The 24989-nt window shown below is 65.6% G+C and carries 23 protein-coding genes; 19 read left to right on the top strand and 4 right to left on the bottom strand.

Features of this window, described 5'->3' with window-relative positions; genetic code table 11:
* The first annotated feature begins 16 nt into the window (after window positions 1-16).
* From XI03_RS16575 to XI03_RS16565, 3 genes are all read left to right on the top strand, one after another.
* Complete coding sequence (locus tag XI03_RS16575; RefSeq protein WP_038971501.1) at window positions 17-598, top strand: hypothetical protein; 582 nt, start codon at window positions 17-19, stop codon at window positions 596-598.
* A gap of 1441 nt (window positions 599-2039) precedes the next feature.
* The gene (gene ilvD, locus XI03_RS16570; RefSeq protein WP_028145391.1) at window positions 2040-3764 is read left to right on the top strand and encodes a dihydroxy-acid dehydratase; all 1725 of its coding nucleotides are present in this window, start codon (window positions 2040-2042) and stop codon (window positions 3762-3764) included.
* The gene (locus XI03_RS16565) at window positions 3751-4581 is read left to right on the top strand and encodes a tetratricopeptide repeat protein (RefSeq protein ID WP_271592703.1); all 831 of its coding nucleotides are present in this window, start codon (window positions 3751-3753) and stop codon (window positions 4579-4581) included. Before ilvD ends, XI03_RS16565 begins: the two co-directional genes overlap by 14 nt.
* A 61-nt stretch (window positions 4582-4642) precedes the next feature.
* Here XI03_RS16565 and xth read toward each other — a convergent pair whose 3' ends face one another.
* The gene (gene xth / locus XI03_RS16560) at window positions 4643-5440 is read right to left on the bottom strand and encodes an exodeoxyribonuclease III (RefSeq protein WP_212475501.1); all 798 of its coding nucleotides are present in this window, start codon (window positions 5438-5440) and stop codon (window positions 4643-4645) included.
* A 134-nt stretch (window positions 5441-5574) separates the two neighbouring features.
* On the opposite strand from xth, the gene XI03_RS16555 reads away from it, so the two are divergent.
* Window positions 5575-7905, top strand: coding sequence for an ATP-binding protein (locus XI03_RS16555; protein WP_271592702.1), 2331 nt, complete (start codon window positions 5575-5577; stop codon window positions 7903-7905).
* A 4-nt stretch (window positions 7906-7909) separates the two neighbouring features.
* On the opposite strand, the gene erpA is transcribed toward XI03_RS16555, so the two are convergent.
* Window positions 7910-8239, bottom strand: a complete 330-nt coding sequence (gene erpA, locus XI03_RS16550; RefSeq protein ID WP_038949166.1) for an iron-sulfur cluster insertion protein ErpA — start codon at window positions 8237-8239, stop codon at window positions 7910-7912.
* Window positions 8240-8362: 123 nt separating this feature from the next.
* Between erpA and XI03_RS16545 the strand changes: the two genes are divergently transcribed.
* The 12 genes from XI03_RS16545 to surE all read left to right on the top strand — a co-directional run bounded on the left by XI03_RS16545 (window position 8363) and on the right by surE (window position 20402).
* Window positions 8363-9571, top strand: coding sequence for a deoxyguanosinetriphosphate triphosphohydrolase (locus XI03_RS16545; protein WP_271592701.1), 1209 nt, complete (start codon window positions 8363-8365; stop codon window positions 9569-9571).
* A gap of 9 nt (window positions 9572-9580) precedes the next feature.
* Window positions 9581-11371 carry an arginine--tRNA ligase gene (argS, locus tag XI03_RS16540; protein ID WP_271592700.1) on the top strand — a complete coding sequence of 597 codons (1791 nt, stop codon included), beginning with the start codon at window positions 9581-9583 and terminating at the stop codon, window positions 11369-11371.
* A gap of 141 nt (window positions 11372-11512) precedes the next feature.
* Window positions 11513-13096, top strand: coding sequence for an SPOR domain-containing protein (locus XI03_RS16535; RefSeq protein WP_271592699.1), 1584 nt, complete (start codon window positions 11513-11515; stop codon window positions 13094-13096).
* Window positions 13097-13142: 46 nt separating this feature from the next.
* On the top strand, window positions 13143-14171 hold the full coding sequence (nagZ, locus tag XI03_RS16530) for a beta-N-acetylhexosaminidase (RefSeq protein WP_271592698.1): 1029 nt from the start codon (window positions 13143-13145) through the stop codon (window positions 14169-14171).
* Entirely contained in the window at window positions 14168-15007 is an 840-nt protein-coding gene (locus tag XI03_RS16525; protein WP_018317872.1) for a segregation and condensation protein A, read from the top strand. Before nagZ ends, XI03_RS16525 begins: the two co-directional genes overlap by 4 nt.
* A 21-nt stretch (window positions 15008-15028) precedes the next feature.
* On the top strand, window positions 15029-15793 hold the full coding sequence (scpB, locus tag XI03_RS16520; protein WP_028145382.1) for an SMC-Scp complex subunit ScpB: 765 nt from the start codon (window positions 15029-15031) through the stop codon (window positions 15791-15793).
* A gap of 167 nt (window positions 15794-15960) precedes the next feature.
* Window positions 15961-16194 carry a twin-arginine translocase TatA/TatE family subunit gene (locus XI03_RS16515; protein WP_028145381.1) on the top strand — a complete coding sequence of 78 codons (234 nt, stop codon included), beginning with the start codon at window positions 15961-15963 and terminating at the stop codon, window positions 16192-16194.
* An 88-nt stretch (window positions 16195-16282) separates the two neighbouring features.
* Window positions 16283-16798, top strand: coding sequence for a Sec-independent protein translocase protein TatB (tatB, locus tag XI03_RS16510; protein ID WP_271592697.1), 516 nt, complete (start codon window positions 16283-16285; stop codon window positions 16796-16798).
* Window positions 16795-17610 (top strand): twin-arginine translocase subunit TatC, encoded by an 816-nt coding sequence (gene tatC / locus XI03_RS16505; RefSeq protein WP_271592696.1) that lies wholly within the window; start codon window positions 16795-16797, stop codon window positions 17608-17610. Before tatB ends, tatC begins: the two co-directional genes overlap by 4 nt.
* Before the next feature lie 138 nt (window positions 17611-17748).
* On the top strand, window positions 17749-19080 hold the full coding sequence (gene serS, locus XI03_RS16500; RefSeq protein ID WP_028145378.1) for a serine--tRNA ligase: 1332 nt from the start codon (window positions 17749-17751) through the stop codon (window positions 19078-19080).
* A gap of 94 nt (window positions 19081-19174) precedes the next feature.
* Entirely contained in the window at window positions 19175-19537 is a 363-nt protein-coding gene (locus tag XI03_RS16495; protein WP_028145377.1) for a hypothetical protein, read from the top strand.
* Between the two features lie 97 nt (window positions 19538-19634).
* Window positions 19635-20402, top strand: coding sequence for a 5'/3'-nucleotidase SurE (gene surE / locus XI03_RS16490; protein WP_018317879.1), 768 nt, complete (start codon window positions 19635-19637; stop codon window positions 20400-20402).
* 103 nt (window positions 20403-20505) lie between these two features.
* Here the strand turns inward: surE and XI03_RS16485 are convergent, their stop codons facing one another.
* Entirely contained in the window at window positions 20506-20877 is a 372-nt protein-coding gene (locus XI03_RS16485) for a response regulator (RefSeq protein WP_008547195.1), read from the bottom strand.
* A 228-nt stretch (window positions 20878-21105) separates the two neighbouring features.
* Here XI03_RS16485 and XI03_RS16480 point away from each other — a divergent pair, with 228 nt between their 5' ends.
* Together XI03_RS16480 and XI03_RS16475 are read left to right on the top strand one after the other, a co-directional pair.
* Window positions 21106-21756, top strand: a complete 651-nt coding sequence (locus XI03_RS16480; RefSeq protein ID WP_038949157.1) for a protein-L-isoaspartate(D-aspartate) O-methyltransferase — start codon at window positions 21106-21108, stop codon at window positions 21754-21756.
* 109 nt (window positions 21757-21865) lie between these two features.
* Window positions 21866-23266 carry a LysM peptidoglycan-binding domain-containing M23 family metallopeptidase gene (locus tag XI03_RS16475; protein ID WP_271592695.1) on the top strand — a complete coding sequence of 467 codons (1401 nt, stop codon included), beginning with the start codon at window positions 21866-21868 and terminating at the stop codon, window positions 23264-23266.
* Window positions 23267-23440: 174 nt separating this feature from the next.
* Here the strand turns inward: XI03_RS16475 and XI03_RS16470 are convergent, their stop codons facing one another.
* Window positions 23441-24421 (bottom strand): ATP-binding protein, encoded by a 981-nt coding sequence (locus XI03_RS16470; protein ID WP_271592694.1) that lies wholly within the window; start codon window positions 24419-24421, stop codon window positions 23441-23443.
* 182 nt (window positions 24422-24603) lie between these two features.
* Here XI03_RS16470 and yajC point away from each other — a divergent pair, with 182 nt between their 5' ends.
* Window positions 24604-24978: a preprotein translocase subunit YajC gene (gene yajC / locus XI03_RS16465; RefSeq protein ID WP_014495068.1), complete on the top strand. Its 375-nt coding sequence runs from the start codon at window positions 24604-24606 to the stop codon at window positions 24976-24978.
* Window positions 24979-24989 lie beyond the last annotated feature (11 nt).

Genomic DNA, 24989 nt, shown 5'->3' with positions numbered 1-24989 from the left:
AGAAGGAGATTCAACCATGGCTCTCGGCATCCTGCCGTCTGGTGACGATCGCTTCCGGCTTCACCCGGTCGCGCCGCGCCTTGCGCCGATGTTCTGCTTTGCGCTGCTGACGGCGTCATGCGCGCTCGCAAGCTTTGCGTTCGCGTGCGCCACGCCGTTCGCGGCCTTCGCCGTCATTGCCGCGGCGATGCTGCCGCAGCGTCCGGCGCTGCTCGTCGTCACCGGCGCCTGGCTCGTCAACCAGATCATCGGTTTCGGCGTGCTGCATTATCCCGTTGATGCCAGCACGATTGCCTGGGGCTTTGTCATCGGCGCGGCTGCGCTTCTGGCGACCGCGGCCTCGTCGGTGGTGCTCGGCCTGCTGCCGCAAGGCCGCACGCCGTTGGCGCTGGCGATCACGCTCATCGCCGCCTACGGGATTTACGAGATCGCGCTGCTCGCCGCGACGCCGTTCCTCGGCGGCGAGGGCGCCTTCACCGCCGCCATCGTGACGCGCATCGCCCTGACCTGCGCCGTCTGGCTCGCCGGCCTCGTCGCCGTCTGCGAGATCGTCCGTCTGGTCGACCCGGCCGGACGCAAGCGTGCGATGTCGGCCTGAGCGGCCGCTCGTGGCCGTAGCCCGGATTACGCTGGCGCTCCATCCGCGCTACGGGACCGCGTCTGTGTCGCCCTCTGTCAATCCACGCGTGCAAAAATATTCCACTTTACCGAAATTCGGTTTCGGCGTATGTGTGGTCCATCCCGGCTCACCAAGAGGGGCGATCATGTGTCGTCACGCATCGCGAGCCGGGCTTGCGGTGGACGCGGCAGCGTCGGCACGAGAGGCGCGGGCAGGGCGGGGTGTCCCTGCGAGCCCGAGGCTTCGTGCGGACGACGGCGCTGCTAGGCTTCGTCTCGTCTGTAAGTTTCCGGCTTCGTCGACGGGGCCAGGAAAAACTGCGGCGAAATGGCGGGCCGTGCGTACGGCAAAACCGTGTGGTCCTGGCCGTCGTTGCTACGGTCAAGCTGTTCGAAGATGCGCGCGAGCCCAACCGGGTGGACGGCATCGTCAATTCGAACGGCGAGGGAGGCCAGAAGGAATGGTCGGCTCCCGGGAGATCACGGCATAAGCCGTCCAGCCATCGCGCAGGGCAGGCCGAGTGATCGGCACCACCTGTATGCTGCTGTGCGGTTCTTTCTGCGTGTGCATTTCGCGCAGCGGACCGCGGGTGCGAGCTGGCACCCGGCCTTCCCTGCGCCCTCTTGGATTGGAGGGTGGCGAGACCAGGCAAAGCTCGGGCGAAATCCGCCGCGAGGCCGAAGAGGCGTGTCTGTGAGCTGAGCTACGTGCCACAAACTCGATCTCGCAGGGTGGGCAAAGCGGAAGCGTGCCCACGCCTTGTTGCTTATGGAGAGAGATCGTGGGCACGGCGCTATGCGCCTTTGCCCACTCTACGGCACTGCCGCTGGGATGCGCACTGGCGCATTGTAATGACCGTGGAGAGCGCGCGCCACTCACCGCTCTCGCGCCCCGGACGCAGCGCAGCGCCCCGGCGATGCGAAAGCATCGTCCGGTGCGCTGCAGAGCCGGGGCCCATGTCTCCGCGAGCGCTATCTGTGGTTTCTGGTCCCGGCTCTGCGCCGCAACGCTCGCGCGTTGCGACTTGTCCGGGATACGGGAGGGAGTAGCCAACGAGCGGAAGGGCACACCGACTCACTTTCGCACGCCTGGTCGCCGAGGAGGAGTTGGGCGCAGTGCGCGTGCCACAAAATCTGAAGTTGTGGATCGTCATCTTCCTGAGGGTATTGCAGTAATCCAGCCCGTGTCTTCCCGGTAACGATTGTGCTGTCTCCGCAACACTCATCTCGGATTTAACCCTCATCACCGGCGGTTCGCATCGCCGCCGCTTTTTGGCCACACCCGAACATGAATAAAATCACTCTAATGTTTTACGGGCAGCGGCGGTCTTCGAAGGGCCACGAGAAAATCCCAAGGTCGATTCAAATCTTGGCTCTGATTTTTCGGGTCTGAAAGGGTTGACCGAGGAAACTGGTTTGCGATGAACGCGAAGACCGACATCAAGCAGAGGCTGCCGAGCCGTCACGTGACGGAAGGCCCTGCGCGCGCGCCGCATCGGTCCTATTTCTACGCCATGGGTCTGACCACCCAGCAGATCCACCAGCCTTTCGTCGGCGTCGCATCCTGCTGGAATGAGGCCGCTCCCTGCAACATCGCCCTGATGCGCCAGGCGCAGGCGGTGAAGAAGGGCGTGGCGTCAGCCGGCGGCACCCCGCGTGAGTTCTGCACCATCACCGTCACCGACGGCATCGCCATGGGGCATGACGGCATGCGCTCCTCGCTGCCGTCGCGCGAATGCATCGCCGACTCCGTCGAGCTGACCGTCCGCGGCCATGCCTATGACGCCCTGGTCGGGCTCGCCGGCTGCGACAAGTCGCTGCCGGGCATGATGATGGCCATGGTCCGCCTCAACGTGCCCTCGATCTTCATCTATGGCGGCTCGATCCTGCCCGGCACGTTCCGCGGGCAGCAGGTCACCGTGCAGGACATGTTCGAGGCCGTCGGCAAGCATTCGGTCGGCGCCATGTCGGACGAGGACCTCGACGAGATCGAACGCGTGGCGTGCCCCTCGGCGGGCGCCTGCGGCGCGCAGTTCACCGCCAACACCATGGCGACCGTGTCCGAGGCGATCGGCCTCGCACTGCCTTACTCGGCCGGTGCCCCGGCCCCCTATGAAATCCGCGACGCCTTCTGCATGACCGCGGGTGAGCAGGTGATGGACCTGATCGCCCAAAACATCCGGCCGCGCGACATCGTCACCCGCAAGGCGCTGGAGAATGCCGCCGCCGTGGTCGCCGCCTCTGGCGGCTCGACCAATGCTGCGCTGCACCTACCGGCGATCGCGCATGAGTGTGGCATCAAGTTCGACCTGTTCGACGTTGCCGAAATCTTCAAAAAGACACCATATGTCGCGGATTTGAAGCCGGGTGGCCGTTATGTCGCCAAAGACATGTTTGAAGTAGGTGGCATACCGCTTCTGATGAAGACGCTGCTCGACAACGGCTTCCTGCACGGTGATTGCCTTACCGTCACGGGCCGTACGATCGCCGAAAACCTCAAGAGCGTGAAGTGGAATCCGCACCAGGACGTGGTGCACCCGGCAGACAAGCCCATCACCGTGACAGGCGGTGTGGTCGGTCTGAAGGGCAATCTGGCGCCAGAAGGTGCGATCGTGAAAGTCGCGGGAATGTCCAACCTCAGGTTTACCGGTCCGGCCAGGTGCTTCGACCGCGAGGAGGATGCTTTCGAGGCAGTCCAGAAGCGCACCTACCGCGAAGGCGAAGTCATCGTGATCCGCTACGAGGGGCCCAAGGGCGGCCCCGGCATGCGGGAAATGCTCCAGACCACCGCGGCGCTGACCGGCCAGGGCATGGGCGGCAAGATCGCGCTCATCACCGACGGCCGCTTCTCCGGCGCCACCCGGGGCTTCTGCATCGGCCATGTCGGGCCGGAAGCTGCCATTGGCGGCCCGATCGGGCTGCTCGAGGACGGCGACATCATCGAGATCGACGCGGTCGCCGGTACCCTTAACGTAAAATTGAGCGACGCCGAGCTCGCCCAGCGCAAGACCAAATGGACCGCTCGCGCGACTAACCACACGTCGGGTGCGCTCTGGAAATATGCTCAACAGGTTGGACCAGCGGTCGGGGGGGCAGTGACCCATCCGGGCGGCGCGCACGAGAAACAGTGCTATGCGGACATCTAGGCGTGCCATAGTTGCGTTTGTGTTGGGGGTCGGTGCGCTGGCCGCGCCGGCGCTTGCCTTCGACGGGGCTCCGGTCAACCCGAAGGACGCGACCATCCCTGTCGTGACCACCTTGCCGGGGAGCGCGGCGACCGCACGCGGTAAAGTCGCGCCGGCGGCCGTGCCTCAGGAGACCTCGCTCAGTGCGCTGCAATATGCCGCCGAGGGTGGTCACCCCATCGCGCAGTGGAAGCTCGGCCGCATGTACGCCAATGGCGACGGCGTCGCCCAGGACGATGTGCGCGCCTTCGAATATTTCAGCCGGATCGCCAATGCGCATGCCGAGGACAGCCCGTCGGCGCCGCAGGCGCAGATCGTGGCCAACGCCTTCGTCGCGCTCGGCCGCTACTATCTGAGCGGCATCCCGAACTCGAAGGTCAAGTCGGACCCGGAGCGGGCGCGGGAGATGTTCTCCTATGCTGCCTCCTATTTCGGCAATGCCGACGCGCAATATGATCTCGCCCGGCTCTACCTGAAGACGCCGGACGCCTCGCGCGAGGATTTCCGCTACGGCGCGCGCTGGCTCGGCCTCGCCGCGCAGAAGGGCCAGCACGAGGCGCAGGCGCTGCTCGGCCAGATGCTGTTCAACGGCGACCGTCTGCCGCGACAGGCCGCGCGCGGCCTGATGTGGCTGACGCTGGCGCGCGACAGCGCCGGTGCCGACGAAACCTGGATCAAGGAAAGCTACAGCCGCGCCTTCGCCAAGGCCTCCGACGACGACCGCGCCATGTGCCTGCAAATGCTGGAACAGTGGGTGCAGGGCGGCCGCCGGGAGTAGGGCGGCAACTCGGTGCCGGTAGGGTGGGCAAAGCGCAGCGGGCCCACCAACTCTGCGGACGTTACGCCGCCTCCAGATCCAGATCCGCCCACACCGGCACGTGGTCCGAGGGCTTCTCCCAGCCGCGCACATAGCTGTCGATCCCGACATTGGCGAGCCGGTCGCTGGCCTGTGGCGACAGCAGCAGATGGTCGATCCGCAGGCCCTGGTTCTTCTGCCAGGCCCCGGCCTGGTAGTCCCAGAAGGTGTAAAGCCCGGGCTCATCCGTGACGGCCCGCAAGGCATCGGTGAGGCCGAGGCCGAGCAGGGACTGAAAGCTCTCCCGCGTCTCGGGCTTGAACAGGGCGTCCTCGGTCCAGGCGGCCGGATTGTGCACGTCGCGGGCGTGCGGGATGACGTTGAAATCGCCGGCGAGGATCAGCGGCTCCTCGGCCTTGAGGCGTTCCTTCGAATAGTCAAGAAGCCGCGACATCCATTTGAGCTTGTAGGGATATTTCTCCGTCCCGACCGGATTGCCGTTGGGCAGATAGAGGCAGGCGATGCGCAGCACCCCGCGCTTGAGCGTGACCACACCCTCGATGAATCGGGCATGGGCGTCCTCGTCGTCGCCGGCGAGCCCCGACTTGGTCTCGTCGAACCGGAGCTTGGAGAGCAGCGCGACGCCATTGAACGTCTTCTGCCCGTGCGTGACCACGTTGTAGCCGAGCGCCTCGATCTCGAGCCGCGGGAAGGCCTCGTCGACGCATTTGATCTCCTGGAGGCAGACGATGTCCGGCTGGCACTCCCTCAGCCAGGTCAGCAGGAGGTCGATCCGCTGCCGGACCGAGTTCACGTTCCAGGTGGCAACTCTGATGGTCATGTCGGCGGGCTCCGGGAAGGGGCCATGGTTAGAACAAACTGCAAACGCGCCCGTCAAGGACGCCGCAAAATCTCCCACAAAATTAACCCGGCTTAAGCAGGCGGCAGGCCATTGATCGTCAAAAGGTTCCGCGAATGGGATGGCCGGACAAATCGATGAAGCGAACCGAGCCGCGTGACGGCCTGATCGGCGCGTTCCTGTATTGGCTCGGTGGCTTCGAGATCGAGGACGGCCTGACCGCCGATCTCAGCGAGCGCGAGATCCGCCGCATCCGCGCCAAGCAGATCGACGCCGTGACGCGGCTGATCCCCGTGACGATGGCGGTGACGATGCTGAACGTCGCCATCGTGCTGATCCTGTTCTGGGGCAGGGGATGGAACGACTTCCTCGCGATCTGGGGCCTGACGCTCGCCGCCACCGCCTCGCTCGCGGTGCGCGCCTGGCGGCGGTCGCATCAGAACCCGCCGCAAGAGGCCTCGCCCCGCGCTGCGCGGCAGATGCTGCGGCAGGCGGTCTTGCTCGCCGCGATCTGGGGCGCGCTGCCGCTCGCTCTGTTCAGCCGCATCGAGCCGACGAGCCAGCTGATCCTGGCCTGCCTGATGGTCGGCATGATGTCGGGCGGCGCCTTCACGCTGTCGACGTTCCCGCGCGCCGGCCTCGTCTATCTCGCCACCATGACGACCGCCTGCGCCGGGGCGCTATTGCTCTGCGGCGCCGGGCCGTATCTGGTGACGGCGGTGTTCCTGCTGCTGTTCGCATTTTTCATGGCGCGCAGCATCGTCTCGCAGGGCAATCTGTTCCTCGGCAATCTCAAGGCCCAGCTCGAGCTCGAACGCCAGACCGAGATCATCTCGCTGCTGCTGAAGGACTTCCAGGAGAACGCCAGCGACTGGTTGTGGCAGACCGACGCCGAAGGGCATCTGGTCGACGTGCCCGAGCGCTTCGCAGACGTCGCTCAGTTGCCGCTGCCGCTATTGAAGGGATCGCATTTCGCCGACGTGCTCGACATGCTGTGCCCCGAGGACAAGAGCGCGGCCTACAACGTCGTCGGCCTGATGGAGCAGAACGAGCCGCTGCACGAGATGAACCTCAAGGTCGTCGCCGGCGGCGAGGCGCGGCTGTGGTCGCTGACGGCCAAGCCGGCCTATGATCGCGAGGGACAATTTTTGGGCTATCGCGGCTTCGGCCGCGACGTGACCGAACGCTGGCGCGCGGAAAAGGCCGAGGCCGAGAGCCGCGCCAAGTCGGACTTCCTCGCCGTGATGAGCCACGAGATCCGCACGCCCATGAACGGCGTGCTCGGGCTTGCCAGCATGCTGCTCGAAACCAAGCTCGATCCGGAGCAGCGCGAGGCCGTGACCACGATCCGCGAGTCCGGCGACAATCTCCAGCGCATCCTCAACGACATCCTCGACCTGTCCAAGCTCGAGGCCGGGCGCTTCACCTTCGAAGTGATCGACTTCGCCCCGCAGGCGCTGGTGGAGGCTGTCGTGACCGTGGTCCGCGCGAGCGCCAAGGGCAAGGGGCTGACGGTCAAGCTGGCACTCGACCCGAACCTGCCGCCGACGCTGCGCGGCGACGTCGCGCGCATCCGCCAGGTGCTGCTCAACCTCGCGTCCAACGCGGTGAAGTTCACCGATGAAGGCGAGGTGACGATCTCGGCGACCTGCCAGGCGCGCCGCGACTTGCTGGCGACCGTCGAATGGACGGTGACCGACAGCGGCATCGGCATCGCCCCCGAAAAGCTTGGCCAGCTCTTCAGCGACTTCGCGCAGGCCGACGCCTCGATCAGCCGCCGCTTCGGCGGCACCGGGCTCGGGCTTGCGATCTCCCGGCGCATCATCGAGCAGATGGGCGGCACTATCGGCGTCACCTCGACGCCGGGCGAGGGATCGACCTTCCGCTTCACGCTGGTCCTGCCCTGGAGCCAGGCGCAGGCCTCCGAGCAGACGGCCGGCCACGATGAGGCCCACGAGCTCAAGACCCGTATCGCCGGTCTCGATCGGCCGCTGAAGGTGCTGGTCGCGGAGGACGATGCGGTCAACCGCATGGTCGTGAGCAAGATGTTGGGGGCCTTCGACGTCGAGCTGCGCGTCGTCACCGACGGCGCTGAGGCCGTCGCGGCAGCATCCGAAGGCAATTACGATGTGGTGCTGATGGACGTGCGCATGCCCGACATGGACGGGCTTGCCGCCACCCGCGCGATCCGTGCGCAAGGCGGGCGCTTCGCGGCCTTGCCGATCGTCGCGCTGACCGCCAATGCCTTCCCCGAGGATGTCAGGATCTGCCGCGAGGCGGGCATGTCGGACTTCCTCGCCAAGCCGCTGCGCAAGCCGGCGCTGGTCGCGGCCTTGCTGCGTGCGCTCGACGGCCACGTGATGTCCGAGGACGCGCCGCTGCAGCCGGAGCTGATGCCGGCCGAGATGGAGTGGACGGATGAGGAGAGGCAGATAACAGGCGCGTAGGCGGTCAGACCGAGAAGCTGGTGCCGCAGCCGCAGGATGCCGTGGCGTTCGGATTGTTGACGCGGAACGAGGCGCCGATCAGGTCGTCGACGAAATCGACCTGCGATCCCGCCAGGAACGGCTGCGAGGCGGAATCGACCAGCACCACCGCATTGTCCTGCTCGATCACGAGATCGTCGTCGGTTCGCGCACGGTCGATGTCGAATTTGTACTGGAAACCCGAGCAGCCGCCGCCCTCGACCGAGATGCGCAGCATCGCGCCAGAGCCTTCGCCCTTGAGGATCTCCCCAATCCGGCGTGCGGCGCGGTCACTGATGGTCACGTCGGTCGTCATGGCTCGTCTCCGATAGTCCCGCGGTCATACCAGGTTCACTTGCCCAATTCATTTGGTATCCCGCGTCCGGCATAGTTAAGTGCAAGGATACGCAGAATCAAATGGATAGGGACTAAATTCGTCGTGTCCGTCGGAATGGCTGCCCCCCATGCGCCCTATGCCTGCGATCCCGACCGCAGCCGCGGCCGGCTGGTCGCGGAGCCGCCGAGCCGGACCCGCAGCCCGTTCCGGCGGGATTGCGACCGGGTGATCCACTCCACCGCGTTCCGCCGCCTGAAGTACAAGACCCAGGTGTTCGTGTTCCACGAGGGCGACCACTACCGCACCCGGCTGACCCATTCGCTGGAGGTGGCGCAGATCGCCCGTGCGCTGGCCCGGCAGCTCGGGCTGGACGAGGATCTCACCGAAACCCTGGCGCTGGCCCACGATCTCGGTCATCCCCCGTTCGGCCATGCCGGCGAGCGGGCGCTGGACGCCTGCCTGAAGGATTTTGGCGGCTTCGACCACAACGCCCAGACGCTCCGCGTCGTCGCTTCGCTCGAGCATCGCTACCCTGATTTCGACGGGCTCAACCTGACCTGGGAGTCGCTGGAGGGCATCGTCAAGCATAACGGTCCGCTGACCGACCACAGCGGCGCGCCGGTGGGGCGCTATCGCGAGCACGGCATTCCCGTCGGCATCGCCGACTATATCGAGACCTACGACCTCGAATTGTGGAGCTTCGCCTCGCTGGAGGCGCAGGTCGCCGCCATCGCCGACGACATCGCCTATGACGCCCACGACATCGACGATGGTCTGCGTGCCGGCCTGTTCCATCTCGACGATCTCAAGGTGATGCCGCTCACGGCTGAGATCATCGCCGAGACCTCGGCGCACTATCCCGACCTCGAGGACCTCAGGCGCGGTGCCGAGCTGGTGCGCGAGCTGATCTCGCACCTGATCGGTGCGGTGTTCGCGCAGGCGCAGAAGAACCTCGCCGCGCTGAAGCCCCAATCGGCCCAGGATGTCCGCCAGCAGAGCCGGGCGCTGGTCGCATTTCCGGCCGAGGTCGCCGAGGAGGAGGCCGCCATCAAGACCTTCCTCTACCAGCACATGTACCGTCACAAGCGGGTGATGCGGGTGATGGGGGAGGCGGAGCAGATCCTGTTCGACCTGTTCGCGAGATACCTGAAATCCCCGGGCGAGCTGCCGCCGGAATGGCTCTCGGGGGCGGAGGCTGACAATGAGGGTGACCGGGCCCGCCGGATCGGCAATTTCATTGCCGGAATGACCGACCGGTTCGCCCTGACCGAGCACCAGCGGCTTTTTGACTCGACCCCGGATTTGCGTTAGGCGGCGGCCATGCCCGACACATCCTCAGCACTGCATTTGTTCGCCGACGTGCTTGCACGCGTGCACGCCGCCTGCCGTACGCTGGCCGTGGAAGCCAACTGGCCCGAGGGCATCGATTTCTCGCGCGTGGTGGTCGAGCCGCCGCGCGATCCCTCCCATGGTGACATGGCGACCAACGCTGCCATGGTGCTGGCGAAAGAGGCAAAGGCCAAGCCGCGCGACCTCGCCGAGCAGATCGCCGAGCGGCTGCGCGCCGACGCGCTGATCGCGAAGGTCGACGTCGCCGGTCCCGGCTTCATCAATCTGACCTTGAAGCCCGCCGCCTGGGCCGAGGCGCTGCGGACCGTGCTGCGCGAGGGCGCCGATTACGGCCGCGTCCGCGGCGGGTCCAAGGTCAATGTCGAATACGTCTCGGCCAATCCGACCGGACCGATGCATGTCGGCCATTGCCGCGGCGCCGTGTTTGGTGACGCGCTGGCGAGCCTGCTCCGTTTCGCAGGCCACGACGTCGCGCGCGAATATTACATCAACGACGCCGGCGCCCAGGTCGACGTGCTCGCGCGCTCCGCGTTCCTGCGGTACCGCGAGGCGCTCGGCGAGGACATCGGTGCGATCCCGGAAGGGCTCTATCCGGGCGACTATCTGAAGCCGGTCGGCGCGGCGCTGGCGAAAGAGCACGGCGACAAGCTCCTCGCGATGAGCGAGGTCGAATGGCTGCCGACGGTGCGCGCCAAGGCGATCGCGATGATGATGGACGAGATCAAGGACGATCTCGCCGCCCTCAACATCCGTCATGATGTGTTTTTCTCGGAGCGCTCGCTGATCGAGACCGGCAACAACAAGGTTGCCGAGACCATCGATTTCCTGAAGGCCAAGGGCGACGTCTACGAAGGCCGCCTGCCGCCGCCGAAGGGCGCGCCGGTCGAGGATTGGGAAGACCGCGAGCAGCTGCTGTTCAAGGCGACGGCTTACGGCGACGACGTCGATCGTCCGCTGATCAAGTCGGACAATTCCTACACCTACTTCGCCGCCGACATCGCCTACCACAAGAACAAGTTCGACCGCGGTTTTGCGGAAATGATCGACGTCTGGGGCGCCGACCATGGCGGCTATATCAAGCGCATGCAGGCGGCGGTAAAGGCGACGACGTCGGGCAAGGGCTCGCTCGACGTCAAGATCGTCCAGCTCGTCAAGTTGCTGCGCAACGGCGAGCCGGTGAAAATGTCCAAGCGGAGCGGGGACTTCGTCACCTTGCGTGAGGTGGTGGATGAGGTCGGCCAGGACGCCGTCCGCTTCATGATGCTCTACAGGAAGAACGACGCCGTGCTCGACTTCGACCTCGCCAAGGTCATGGAACAGTCGCGCGACAACCCGGTGTTCTACGTCCAGTACGGCCACGCTCGCGGCCACTCGATCTTCCGCAACGCGCGGACGGAGGTGTTCCCGGAACTGCCGGAGGATGCCGGCGAGCGGATCGCCTGGCTCGCTGAGTCGGCGGTGGAACGGCTCTCAGACCCCGTCGAGCTCGACCTGCTCAAGCGTCTCGCAATATTTCCGCGCATGCTGGAAGCCGCAGCCGCGGCCCACGAGCCGCACCGAATTGCCTTTTATCTCTATGATTTAGCCAGCGAATTTCATGCACTTTGGACGAAGGGGCGCGATTTGCCCTATTTACGCTTCATTATCAATAATGATGCAGAGCTTACAAAGGCGCGACTGGCCATGGTCCAGGGCGTCGTCTCGGTTCTGGCATCGGGCCTCGCCATCCTCGGCGTCCATGCTCCGAACGAGATGCGGTAGTTTGGGGCGAACTACTTAAGGGGAATATCGGGGGTAACCGGCAGAAGCCGGATCGCTTAGACTTGGTTGAAAGCCTTGTGGGTCGAAAGCCGTGCCTTGGTCGAGGGGCGCGCGGCTTTCCCGAAGGGACGCATCATCACGATGGCCGAACGATATCAGGACAGACCGTTGCCCTCCGATGACTATGGTCGCGGTGGCGCCCAGCATGGCAAGGCGGAGAGCGATCCCTTGGCCGAGCTCGCCCGCCTGATCGGACAGACCGATCCCTTCGCAGCTCAGGGGCGGCCCGGCGCACATCCGCCGGCAGCCCCCGCGCCCGCGCAGGGCTATCAGGACGACGACTATCGGCAAGAGGATCGACAGGACGATTATCAACAGGACTATGCCGAGCAGGCCCCCCCGGCGCAGCCCGGGCCGCCCTCATGGATGCGGCGGGCCAACGTGCAGCCGCAGCCGGCGCCAGCTCCCGAGCCAGACTATCCCGTGTCCGTAAACCCGGTCCACCCGTTGCACCGCTATTCAGCCCAGCCTGCCGCGCCCGAGCCTGAGCTTCATCAGCCGCAGGTTTATCAGGATCACGCCTATCAGGCGCAATCCTACCAGGATCAGGCCTACCAGCAGGATCAGGCTTACCAGCAACAGGCCTATCAGGAGCCACATCAGCAGCCCGATCCGGCGCGTTACGACGATGCGCTCTACGGCCGGCTGGAGGCAGGCGAGCAGGATTATCAGCGCGATCCCGCCTATCCCGACGATCCCTACGCGTATCAGAGCGACTATCCGGAGGCGGAGCCCGAAGAGCCCAAGAAGCAGCGCGGCGGCATGATGACGGTCGCAGCGATCCTGGCGCTTGCCGTGGTCGGCACCGGCGCCGCCTTCGCCTACAAGACCTATGTCGGCTCGCCCCGCAGCGGCGAGCCGCCGATCATCAAGGCCGACAACACCCCGACCAAGATCGTGCCGGCGCCGACGGATTCCTCGGCCAAGGTGCCGGATCGCATGGTGAGCGGCGATGGCACCGAGAAGATCGTGCCGCGGGAAGAGGCGCCGGTCGACGTCAACGCCAAGGCGGGCGGTCCTCGCGTGGTGTTCCCGCCGCTGAACCAGAATGCGAACCCGCCGTCGGTGGCGAGCGTGTCGCCGTCTGCGGTGCCGCCGCCGAGCACGGGCGCGAGCAACGGCACGATGTCGAACAATTCGCCGCGCCCGATCAGGACTGTCGCCGTGAAGGGCGATCAGACCGACAGCGCCACGCCGCAATCGGCCGCTGCCGCCAGGCCAACGGCTGCGCCGAAGCCTGTGGCTGCGCCCGTTGCGCCGGTCGCGCCGCGCAATCCGCCGACCTCGGCCAATGCCAGCGCCAACCAGCCGATGTCGCTGGCGCCGCAATCGGTCCCGGCAGCCGAACCGCCGCAGCGGATGGCTGCGACCACCCCGACGCAAATCGCGCCCGCCAGCAGCGGCGGTGGCGGCTACATCGTGCAGGTCTCCTCGCAGCAGAGCGAGGATAGCGCGGCCGCGTCGTATCGCGTGCTTCAGAGCAAATATGGCAGCGTGCTCGGCTCCCGTTCGCCGGTGATCAAGCGGGTCGACCTCAGCGACAAGGGCAAGGGGGTCGTCTACCGCGCCTTCGCTGGGCCCTATGGTTCGGCAGAGGAAGCGACGCACGCCTGCAACAGCCTGAAGTCCGCAGGCTTGTCCGCCTGCTTCGTCCAGAGGAATTAACGGCCGTTTCCTTGACCCCCTCGCGGGTCAGGGTTAATCGGCCGTTATGAGCACGCGGGCCTTCATTACCGGTGTATCCGGAACGGAACTGACCGCCGTCGAGCGGGAGTTTATCCGCGACCAGCGCCCATGGGGCTTCATCCTATTCAAGCGCAATGTCGCAACGCCAGCTCAAGTCGCTGCACTGGTTGCGGAATTGCGGACGGCGGCAGGTGCTGCCGACGCGCCCATCCTGATCGATCAGGAAGGCGGTAGGGTACAGCGGCTCGGTCCGCCGCACTGGCCGGTCTATCCGCCGGGCGCCGTTTTCTCGACCTTGTACGACACTGATTCGGCGCTCGGGCTCACCGCGGCGCGCCTGTCCGCCCGCCTGATCGCGGCTGATCTTGCCGATCTCGGCATCACCGTGGATTGCCTGCCGCTGGCCGACGTGCCCGTCGAGGGTGCCGATGCTGTCATCGGGAACAGGGCCTATGGCACCGAGCCCGGCAAGGTCGCGGCGATCGCGCGCGCGGTCACCGAGGGCCTGGAGCAGGGCGGCGTGTTGCCGGTGCTCAAGCACATCCCCGGCCATGGCCGGGCCACTGCCGACACCCATTTCAAGCTGCCGACGGTCGATACGCCCAGGGGCGAGCTGGAACGGACCGACTTCGCCGCCTTCAAGCCGCTGTCGGACCTGCCGATGGCCATGACTGCACATGTTGTGTTTAGCGCGGTCGACCCCGCCCATCCGGCGACGACATCTGCGACAATGATTGCTGACGTGATTCGCGGCGCAATCGGGTTCCAGGGTTTGTTAATGAGTGATGACGTGTCGATGAACGCGCTGTCGGGGAATATCGCCGAGCGGACCCGCGCCATCTTCGCGGCCGGCTGCGATGTGGCCCTGCATTGCAACGGCAATATCGAGGAGATGCGCGAGGTCGCCGGCCAGACACCTGAGCTGTCGGGCAGGGCGCTGGAGCGGGCGAACGCCGCGCTCGCCGCGCGCAAGGCGCCGCAACCGCTCGATCGCGTCGCCGCACGCACTGAGCTGAACGCATTGATCGCACGGGCAAACACGGCATCGGCATGACCGCAGAAATTCTATCTTTCGAAACCGGGCGGCCCGCAGAGCTTGCCGAGGGTGAGCCGGCGTTGGTGGTGGACGTCGAGGGCTATGAGGGTCCGCTCGATCTGCTGCTCGCGCTGGCGCGGCAGCAGAAGGTCGACCTCGCCAAGATCTCGATCCTGGCGCTGGCCGACCAGTATCTCCACTTCATCGAAGCCGCGCGAAAGATCCGGCTCGAGCTCGCCGCCGATTACCTCGTCATGGCGGCATGGCTCGCCTTCCTGAAGTCGCGCCTGCTGCTGCCGGAGCCGCCGAGCGCGGAAGGCCCGAGCGCCGAGCAGATGGCGACGGCGCTCGCCAACCGCCTGCGCCGGCTGGAGGCCATTCGCGAAGCCGCCAACCGGCTGATGAACAGGCAGCAATTGCTGCGCGACATCTTCCCGCGCGGCGAGCCCGAGCAGATCGCCGAGATCAAGCACCCGAAATACACGGCGACGCTGTACGATTTGCTCACCGCCTACGCCTCGCAGCGCCAGTCGCGCGTGCTGGCGAGCGTGCATCTGGCCAAGCGCACGGTGTGGTCGCTCGCCGAGGCGCGCGCCACGCTGGAGCGGCTGGTCGGCAGCATCAGCGAGCAGGACGATTGGGGCGTGCTCGACGACTTCCTGGTCCGGCACGTCGCCGATCCGACGCAGCGCGCAACGGTGTTCGCCTCGAGCTTTGCTGCTGCGCTCGAATTGGTGCGCGAAGGTCAGCTGGAGCTGAACCAGAAAGAGGCGTTTGCGCCCATCTATTTCCGGAAGGGGCGCCCCAAACCGGTGCCGGACGCAGCTCCTGCGCCTGATGCGCCGGTCGGTTAAGTGCAAGAAGGAGAAGCTGCCATGGCAAGCCTGGCTGAAGTGCGGGTAGAAGAGGCCGAGCCGATGGAGAACGAATCCCAGGCACGTCCCGAGGAATTGCGGCTGCTGGAAGCACTGCTGTTCGCTTCGAGTGAACCGCTGGATACCGCGACGCTGGCCAAGCGCATGCCCGAGGGCGTCGACGTCAAGGCCGCGCTCGAGCAATTGCAGGCCGACTATTCCTTGCGCGGGGTGAATCTCGTTCGCGTTGCGAACAAATGGACCTTCCGCACCGCCGGCGATCTCGCCTGGCTGATGACGCGGGAGAGCACCGAGACCCGCCGCCTGTCGCGCGCGGCAATCGAGGTGCTGGCGATCATCGCCTATCACCAGCCGGTGACGCGCGCCGAGATCGAGGAGATCCGCGGCGTCGTCACCTCGAAGGGCACGCTCGACGTGCTGCTGGAGACCGGCTGGATCAAGCCGCGTGGCCGCCGCAAGACGCCGGGCCGTCCGTTGACCTTCGGAACCACCGAGGACTTCCTGTCGCAATTCACCCTGGAACAGCTCGGCGATCTGCCGGGTCTCGAGGAGCTGAAGGGCACGGGCCTCTTGGATTCGCGCCTGCCGACCGGATTCAGCGTGCCGACGCCGTCGGACGACCCGCAGCTCCGCGAGGACGAGGATCCCTTGGAACCGGGCGAGGATCTCGATCTGGCGCTGGCGCCTGCGGTTGAGCCCGAGACTCCGGAGGAGGCACCGGAAGGCGGCCAAGAGGAGGGCGGCGAAGGCGGCACCGAAGAGTGAGGCCTTTGCGTTTTACCGGTGCCCTGCGACCGGTTAACACTAGCAAGATTACGTAGTGCCAACAGCGAATTGGCGCTGCCTTGGTCCTTGTTTTTGACACCCGCCAAGCCTAGGTTTCAGTGAAGATCGGCCGGGTCCCCGGCCATGCGCGTTTGGAGGGTTGCAGGATGGGTTCACTCAGCATTTGGCACTGGATCCTGGTGATCGCAGTGGTCCTGCTGCTGTTCGGCCGCGGCAAGATTTCGGATCTGATGGGCGACGTGGCGCAGGGCATCAAGGCGTTCAAGAAGGGCATGCAGGACGACGACAAGCCCGCCGAGAAGCCCGAGCCGGCCAAGTCCATCGAGCACAACAATGCGCCGACCGCGGCGCGGTCCGACGTCGGCAGCAAGGCCGTCTGAGCCAAAGAGCACGCGAGACGCGGGGTGCGGCCCGATCCTGCGCGCAAGGGATTGGGTCGGCTGCGGCTTCGCGTGAACGGAAGACCTCATGTTCGACATCGGGTGGAGTGAACTGGTCCTGATCGGGGTCGTGGCCTTGATCGCCATCGGCCCGAAAGAGCTGCCGGGCGTGCTGCGCATGGTCGGACAGTGGATGGGCAAGGCCCGCAAGATGGCCGCCGAATTCCAGGGCCAGTTCCAGGAAGCGATGCGCGAGGCCGAAATGGCCGACCTCAAGAAGAGCTTCGACGAGGTCAAGGAAGCCGCGACCGGCTTCAATCCGCTGTCCTCGCTCCAGAAGGACGTCAGCGACGCGCTCCGCGTCGACGCGCTGGACAAGCCCGCCGAGACGCCGACCACGACGGCTGTCGAACCGCCGCCGACTTCAATTGAAGCGCCTGTCACTCCTACCACTCCGGAAGCGCCGACGCCCGCGACCTTCATGGAAGCCGAGGCGCATGCGGCTGCGAACGAGCCGCTCGCCATCACCCGTGAGGTCGAGCAGGCGCAGGTTGCGCAGGACACCGCGCCATCCGAAGCGATCAAGGACGCCAAAGCGTCATGAGCGACGCCGATATCGAGGCCAGCAAAGCCCCGCTGATGGACCACCTGATCGAGCTGCGCTCGCGGCTGATCAAGGCGCTGCTCGGCTTTGGCGTGGCCTTCATCTTCTGCTTCTTCTTCGCCAAGCAGATCTACAACGTGCTGGTCTGGCCGTTCGTGTGGGTCGCGGGTCCGGAGAATTCCAAGTTCATCTACACGGCGCTGCTGGAATATTTCATCACCCAGCTCAAGCTCGCGCTTTTCGGCGCCGGCTTCATCTCGTTCCCGATCGTGGCGACGCAGATCTACAAATTCGTCGCGCCCGGGCTGTACAAGCACGAGAAGCAGGCCTTCCTGCCGTACCTGGTCGCAACGCCGTTCTTCTTCGTGCTCGGCGCGGCGCTGGTCTATTTCGTCGTGCTGCCGATGCTGGTCCGCTTCTCGCTCGGCATGCAGCAGGCCGGCAGCGACGAGACCGCGCAGATCCAGCTTTTGCCCAAGGTCGGCGAATATCTGTCGCTGATGATGTCGTTGATCTTCGCCTTCGGCATCGCCTTCCAGCTTCCGGTGATCCTGACGCTGCTCGGGCGGATCGGCATCGTGACCTCGAAGATGCTGCGCGAGAAGCGCCGCTATTTCATCGTCATCGCCTTCGTCATCGCGGCGGTGCTGACCCCGCCCGACGTGCTCAGCCAGTGCTCGCTCGCGCTTCCCTTGCTCTTGCTCTACGAGGGTTCGATCATCGCGGTGGGGATGGTGGAGAAGAAGGCGGCGGCAGCCTCGCAGGCGACCACCGGCACCGACGTGTCGACGCCGGCCAATCCGGCGGAGTAGAGGCGCTTTCGCTCTATCATAGCGCCATTCAGCCCATGATTCGTCATGCCCGGGCTTGACCCGGGCATCCACGACTTGATCTAAGGCGGCAGATACGTGGATGGCCGGGATTAACCCGGCCATGACGGGAAGACAGCCATGCACGACATCAAATCGATCCGCGACAATCCGCAAGCCTTCGACGCCGGCCTCGCCCGGCGCGGCCTGAAGCCGTTGTCGGCCTCGCTGCTCGCGATCGACGAGACGCGGCGCGCGGCGATCCTGGCCTCCGAGCAGGCGCAGGCTCGGCGCAACGCGGCCTCCAAGGAAATCGGCGATGCCAAGAAGGCGAAGGACGAGGCGCGCGCGGCCAAGCTGATGGCCGAGGTCGCCGAGCTCAAGACCACGATGCCGCAGCTCGAAGCCGCCGCGAAAGCCGCCGATGAGGAGCTGACCAAAGAGCTGTCCGCCATCCCGAACATTCCGTTCGACGACGTGCCCGATGGTGTCGACGAGCACGGCAACGTGCAGCACCACGTATTCGGCAACAAGCGCAACTACGGCTTTGCGCCGAAGCTGCATGACGATCTCGGCACCGCGCTCGGTGACATGGATTTCGAGGCGGCGGCAAAGCTCTCCGGCGCACGCTTCGTCGTGCTGAAGAAGGGACTGGCGCGGCTCGAACGCGCGCTCGGCCAGTTCATGCTGAATCTGCATGTCGACGAGCACGGCTATACCGAGATCAATCCGCCGCTGCTGGTGCGCAACGAGATCATGTTCGGCACCGGACAATTGCCGAAGTTCGAGGATGATCAGTTCTGGGCGATCAAGGGCGAGCTCCTTGCCTCGCCCGACCAGGAGCGGCTGAGGACAGAGCGCCTCGGCCTCATTCCGACCGCGGAAGTCTCGCTCACCAACCTCGCGCGCGAATCCATCCTCGACGAGAAGCAATTGCCGATGCGGCTCACCGCGCTGACGCCGTGCTTCCGCGCCGAGGCCGGCGCGGCCGGACGTGACACGCGCGGCATGATCCGTCAGCACCAGTTCACCAAGGTCGAGCTGGTCTCGATCACGACGCCGGAGGTGAGCAAGGACGAGCTGGAGCGCATGCTGTCCTGCGCCGAGCAGGTGCTGCAGCGGCTCGGGCTGCATTATCGCGTGATGACGCTTTGCGCAGGAGACATGGGTTTCTCGTCGCAAAAAACCTATGACATTGAGGTCTGGATGCCGGGGCAGGGCGAGGGCGGGGCATTCCGCGAGATCTCGAGCTGCTCGGTCTGCGGCGACTTCCAGGCACGCCGCATGGATGCGCGCTCGCGCGGTCCCGACGGCAAGCCGCGTTTCGTCCACACGCTGAACGGCTCGGGCACCGCGCTCGGCCGCGCGCTGATCGCCGTGATGGAGACCTATCAGCAGGAGGACGGCTCGATCGCGGTCCCCGACGTGCTTCAGCCCTATATGGGCGGCGTGAAGGTGATCGGGCGCGAGTAGGGCGTGTTACCTGCCTGAAACGCAGAAACGTTTGGTTGCGAAGATCGGGCGGCCGGCTATCCTGCCGGCCACCCGCAACGCGAACCCTCCGTTCATGGCCTTGCACCGCGACATCTTCTGGGTCGGCCGACAATGGGCGGTGACGGGGGCCGGGATCCAGGCCGTCGATCAGCGCCTGCGCGGCGTGCTGGACATCGAGATCGCCCGGCTCTGGGACGACGACCTCGTGCAGAGCCGGCGGGCCAAGCCCGGTGTGAACGCTGCCGACTTCGACAACGCGCTGACGGTGGCGCGCGAACGCTTTCCGCGAGAGCCGGAGCCGGATGCGTTCGTTGCGCAATTGGAGGCGCTCGGCGTGATCGAGGCTGCCGTCGTCAGTCCGGCGGTACCCGCGATGAGTCTGCGTGCGGAGGGGCGGCTGGCGCGCTTCCTTCCACAATGGCGCATCCGCCGCTAACGGGTTCAGGCAGGAACCCCTGATCAGCCGGTTTGCCTGATCGGCCGGAGCCGGATAAGACGGCTCAGACCCCGCTTTTTTGGAATCGACCCTTCGCATGCGTATTCTCTGCACCAATGACGACGGCATTCATGCCCCCGGCCTCAAGGTCGTGGAGGAGATCGCGCGCGCGCTGTCCGACGACGTCTGGGTGGTGGCGCCCGAGCTCGACCAGTCCGGCGTGTCGCACTCGCTGTCGCTGAACGATCCCTTGCGCTTGCGCGAAGTCGGGCCGCGGCACTTTGCCGTGCGCGGCACGCCGACCGACTGCGTCATCATGGGCGCGCGCCATATCCTCGGTGCCAAGCTGCCTGACGTCGTGCTGTCCGGGGTCAACAAGGGCCGCAACGTCGCCGAGGACGTGGTCTATTCCGGCACCATCGCCGGCGCGCTGGAAGGCACCATCCTGGGGTTGCCGTCATTCGCGCTGTCGCAGGAGTTCAGCGTCGAGACCCGCGAGCGCCCGCCATGGGACACCGCGCGCAAGTTCGGGCCCGACATCCTGCGCAAGGTGATTGCCGCGGGCATTCCGAAGGACACGGTCATCAACGTCAATTTCCCGTCCTGCGCGCCGGAGGATGTGCTGGGCATCCGCGTCACGCGCCAGGGCAAGCGCAATCTCGGTTTCCTCAGGATCGACGAGCGCCAGGACGGCCGCGGCAATCCCTATTTCTGGATCGGATTCGAGCGCGCCGCGATGATGGATACGCCGGCCGACGGCACTGATCTGGCGGCGCTTCGCGAGCGCTATGTCTCGGTCACCCCCCTCAGGCTCGACCGCACCAACGAAGCGTTTTCGGAAGAGCTCAGCGCGACGCTGAAGTAACGCTAAAGCGCGATGCGATCAGGATGAATCGTCATCGCGCTTTAGGTTGTCGTTTAAGCATGATCTTTTCGGAAAACCGCTGCGCACTTTTCCGGATCATGCTTTAGCCACCGCGAAGCGCGGCTTCGATGGTCTTGCCGAGCGCGTCGAGCTGGAACGGTTTCTGGAGCGCCGGCCGGTCGCGGTACTGCTCGGGCAGGCCGGAGGAGCCGTAGCCGGTGGCGAAGATGAACGGGCAGCCTTTCGCCTTGATCACGTCGGCGACCGGCGAGATCACCTTGCCGTTGACGTTGACGTCGAGAATGGCGATGTCGAACTCGGTCGCCTGGGCGAGCCGCATGGCCTCGGTGATGTCGCCCGCCTCAGCTGCGACCTTGTAGCCAAGCTCTTCGAGCATGTCCGCGACCATCATCCTGATCATCACCTCGTCCTCGACGAGGAATACAGAGCGGCCGGAAAGCCCTGTCGCGGTCATAGTTGAGTCCCTTGCCCATTGCCAAAAACGTTCGCAGATAACACGAATTGACGCAATGCGCGTTTCGACGAACGGATACCTGAAAATGGTCATCGCGGCTCGCCCATGGCAAGCCAATTTGTGGTCAAATGCTCCAGGCGAAGGTTATCATGGGTTCCTGAGCAGGAACACGATTCCTGCGCCCGGGCTTAACGTCCACCGGACCCGGCACGACAGCACAAGCAGGCAATGACCCCCGATCAGCATCCGCCGGAAAAGATGATGTTTCAGCTCTCGCTGAGGCGTCGGGGCATCAGCGATCAGGCGGTGCTGCGAACCATGGAGGAGGTGCCGCGCGAGCTTTTCGTCGACGAGGCCGATCGCGAGGGCGCTTATCGTGACAGCGCGCTGCCGATCGCCTGCGGGCAGACCATCAGCCAGCCCTTCGTCGTGGCCTACATGACCGAGCAGCTCCAGCTTCAGAAGCGGCACCGCGTGCTCGAGATCGGGGCAGGTTCCGGCTATCAGGCCGCCGTGCTGTCGCGGCTCGCCGGCCAGGTCCTGACCGTCGAACGCTATCGCAAGCTTGCCGATACGGCGCGCGCTCGGCTCGAAAAGCTCGACTGTCACAATGTCGAGGTGATGCTCGGCGACGGGCTCAATCTGCCGCCCAATATCGGCCCGTTCGACCGCATCATCGTCACCGCCGCAGTGGAGCGGCTTCCGGACAATTTGGTCGAGCGGCTCGAGGTCGGCGGCATCCTGATCGCGCCGGTCGGCCCGCATCAGGGCGTGCAGACGCTGGTCCGCCTGACCCGCACCGAAGCTGGGATCGAGCGCAAGGAACTCGTCGAGGTCCGCTTCGTGCCGGCACTGCCCGGGGTGGCGCGGGAGCTGTAGATTTCCGGATCGGCTGCGCGGCCAACATCTTATTGGGAGGGTTAAGCCGTTATTTACTCGGCGCGTGTTTACTTAAAACACCAGTTCTGTTGCGTACGAGTGAGTAACCATGTCCGTCGTCGCCGAGTTGCTTTACTCGCGCCGCGTACCGCAGGTCGCGGTGCTGGCGCTGATCTCCTTCAGCTTCGCAGGGTGCAGCGCCGACATGTCGTCGCGGCTGTCCCAGTCGAACTTCTCCAACCCCTTCTCCTCTGACCAGACCGGTTCGGTGCAGCAGGCCCCGCCGCCGCAGCAGCGCGAGCTGCCGCAATATTCGCGGCCGCAGACGCAGCCGGGCTATTATCAGTCGCAGCCCTTGCCGCCGCCGGCGGTGGCCGCACCGCAATCCTATCCAGTCACGGGTGGTGGTGGCGTGTCCGGAGGCGGGCGCGGCGTCAGCTCCTACGCGCCCCCGGCGCAGCCGCATCTGGAAACCACGGCCACCGTGCCGCCGCGTTCCGTTGCCGCGGCTCAGCCGGCCGGAGGGACCAAGATCATCGTCGGCACCAGCGACACGCTCGACGTGCTCGCCAAGCGTTATCGTGTCACGCCGCAGGCGATCCTCGCGGCCAACGGCTACAAGGGGCCGCGTTCGCTCTCGCCCGGCCAGCAGCTGATCATCCCGCATCCGGCCACCGCCGCTGCACCCGCGCCCGCGTTGGCTCCCGTCGCGGCGGCTCCCGCGATGGCGCCTGCAGCCAAGCCGGTTGCGGCGTTGGCTGCGCCGCCGAGCACCCACTTCGTCAATCACGGCGACACGCTCGCCAGCATTGCCCGCAAGAACCATATATCGTCGGCTGAGCTCGCCCGTGCCAACGGCCTCGATCCGTCGGCCAAGCTCAAGCTCGGCACCAGGCTGACCGTGCCCGGTGCCAAGACCGCTGCCCTCGCGGCGCCGGTTGCGGCGGCTCCCGTGGGGGCTGCTCCGGTTGTCGGGACGCTCCAGCCGGTTGCTGCCGCTCCTGCGCCCGCCACCAAGATGGCGGCTGTCGCCGCACCGGTGCAGAGTGCTCGGCTGGCCCAGGCCACGACCAATGTCGAAGAGAAGCCCGCCGAGGCTCCGGCGAAAGCTGCGGAGACCACCAGCGCGCTGCCGACCTTCCGCTGGCCGGTGCGCGGCAAGGTGGTCACCACCTACGGCGCCAAGACCAACGGCAAGTCCAATGACGGCATCAACCTCGCGGTGCCCGAGGGGACGCCGGTCAAGGCGGCCGAAGACGGCGTCGTCGCCTATTCCGGCAACGAGCTGAAAGGTTACGGCAATCTGGTCCTGGTTCGGCACTCCAACGGCTACGTCACCGCATATGCCCATGCGAGTGAGCTGATGGTGAAGCGCGGCGATACCATCAAGCGCGGTCAGGTCATTGCCAAGTCGGGTCAATCCGGGGAGGTGGCGTCGCCGCAGCTCCACTTCGAGATCCGCAAGGGATCGAGCCCGGTTGACCCGCTTCAATTCCTGAACGGGGCGTAAGGCCTAAATTGCCTCCGCATTGAAGCTGTCGTCGCCCGGCCTGGCCGGGCGACCCAGTATTCCAGAGGCAGTCATTGTTGAGCCGAAAAGCCACTGCGTGCTGGATTCCCCGCTCCAGTGCGCAATTGCGCACAAGGCGGGGAATGACAGTTGTGGGCGGGGCTATAGCTAGCCTTACTTCGCCGTCAGCTTCACGCCCAGCCGGCCCGCCAGCTCCTGCACGAACTGCCAAGCGACGCGGCCCGAGCGGGAGCCGCGGGTGGTCGACCATTCCAGCGCCTCGCGCTCCAGCGCCTCATCGTCGACCTCAATGCCGAAATGGCTGCAATAGCCGCGCACCATGGCGAGGTATTCGTCCTGGCTGCAGCGGTGGAAGCCGAGCCACAGGCCGAAGCGATCTGACAGCGAGACCTTCTCTTCGACGGCTTCGCCGGGATTGATCGCGGTCGAGCGCTCGTTCTCGATCATGTCGCGCGCCAGCAGATGGCGGCGGTTGGAGGTGGCGTAGAGGATGACATTCTCGGGCCGGCCCTCGATGCCGCCTTCGAGCACGGCCTTCAGCGATTTGTAGGACGCGTCATTGCCGTCGAAGGAGAGGTCGTCGATGAACACGATGAAGTGGAAGCTGGCGTCCCGGAGCTTCTCCATCAGCGTCGGCAGCGTTTCGATGTCCTCGCGATGGATCTCGATCAGCTTCACCCTGTCCGCAGGCTTGCGCTCCGCGTTGATGCTGGCGTGCGCCGCCTTCACCAGCGACGACTTGCCCATGCCGCGCGCGCCCCAGAGCAGCGCGTTGTTGGCGGGCAGGCCATTGGCGAAGCGCTCGGTGTTCTCCATCAGGATGTCGCGCATCCGGTCGACGCCCTTGAGCAGGAACAGCTCGACGCGGCTGACCCGCGGCACGGCTGCGAGGCGGCCGTCGGGGTGCCAGACATAGGCATCGGCCTGCTCGAACGACTCGCGTTCGAGGGCCGGCTTGCCCTGGGCGGACAGGTGCGCCGCAATTGTCTCCAGCGCGCGGACGATGCGCTCCTGGGAGAGGTCTGGGGCTGCCTTGACGGCCCCCTTGGGGCGTTTTGCCGCGACGGGGGCGGGCTTGCGGGCAGGGGTGCGGGGGCCTTTGCCGGCCGGGCTTTTGCTAAGGTTTTTGGGCATGTCCGAAGTTCCTGAGAACGCAGCCTTATCGGGCCTGACGGCGCGCCGCAAGGTGGGTCAAAAGGGCAGTCTGGCAGCGTTGCAATTGGGGCAATGGCCGCTATAGTCCGCGCGAATTTGACCGAACCGGTCGCCTTTGAGGGCCTGACCGGCTTTCCCCCGTTCTCACGAGGATCGTCCGAATGCTGATTACCCCTGCGTATGCCCAGGCCGCGGGCGCCGGCGACACCAACAGCATGTTGATGTCGCTGCTGCCGTTCGCCCTGATCTTCGTGATCATGTACTTCCTGATTCTGCGTCCGCAGCAGAAGAAGGTCCGTGATCACGCCGACCTCGTGAAGAATATCCGCCGCGGCGACACCGTCGTGACCTCGGGCGGCCTCGTCGGCAAGGTCACCAAGGTCGTCGACGACGACCAGATCGAGTTCGAGATTTCCGACGGCGTCCGCGTGCGGCAGATGCGCCAGATGATCTCGGGCGTGCGCGCCAAGGGCGAGCCGGCGAAGGAATCCAAGGATAGCAAGGAAGCCGCCAAGGACGACGCCGCCTCGAAGTGAGCGCGTCCGCG

The organism is Bradyrhizobium sp. CCBAU 65884 (assembly GCF_028128835.1).
Classification (GTDB): domain Bacteria; phylum Pseudomonadota; class Alphaproteobacteria; order Rhizobiales; family Xanthobacteraceae; genus Bradyrhizobium; species Bradyrhizobium ottawaense.
Note: the sequence above shows the minus strand (reverse complement) of the source record. Positions and strands in the feature narration are given on the sequence as shown.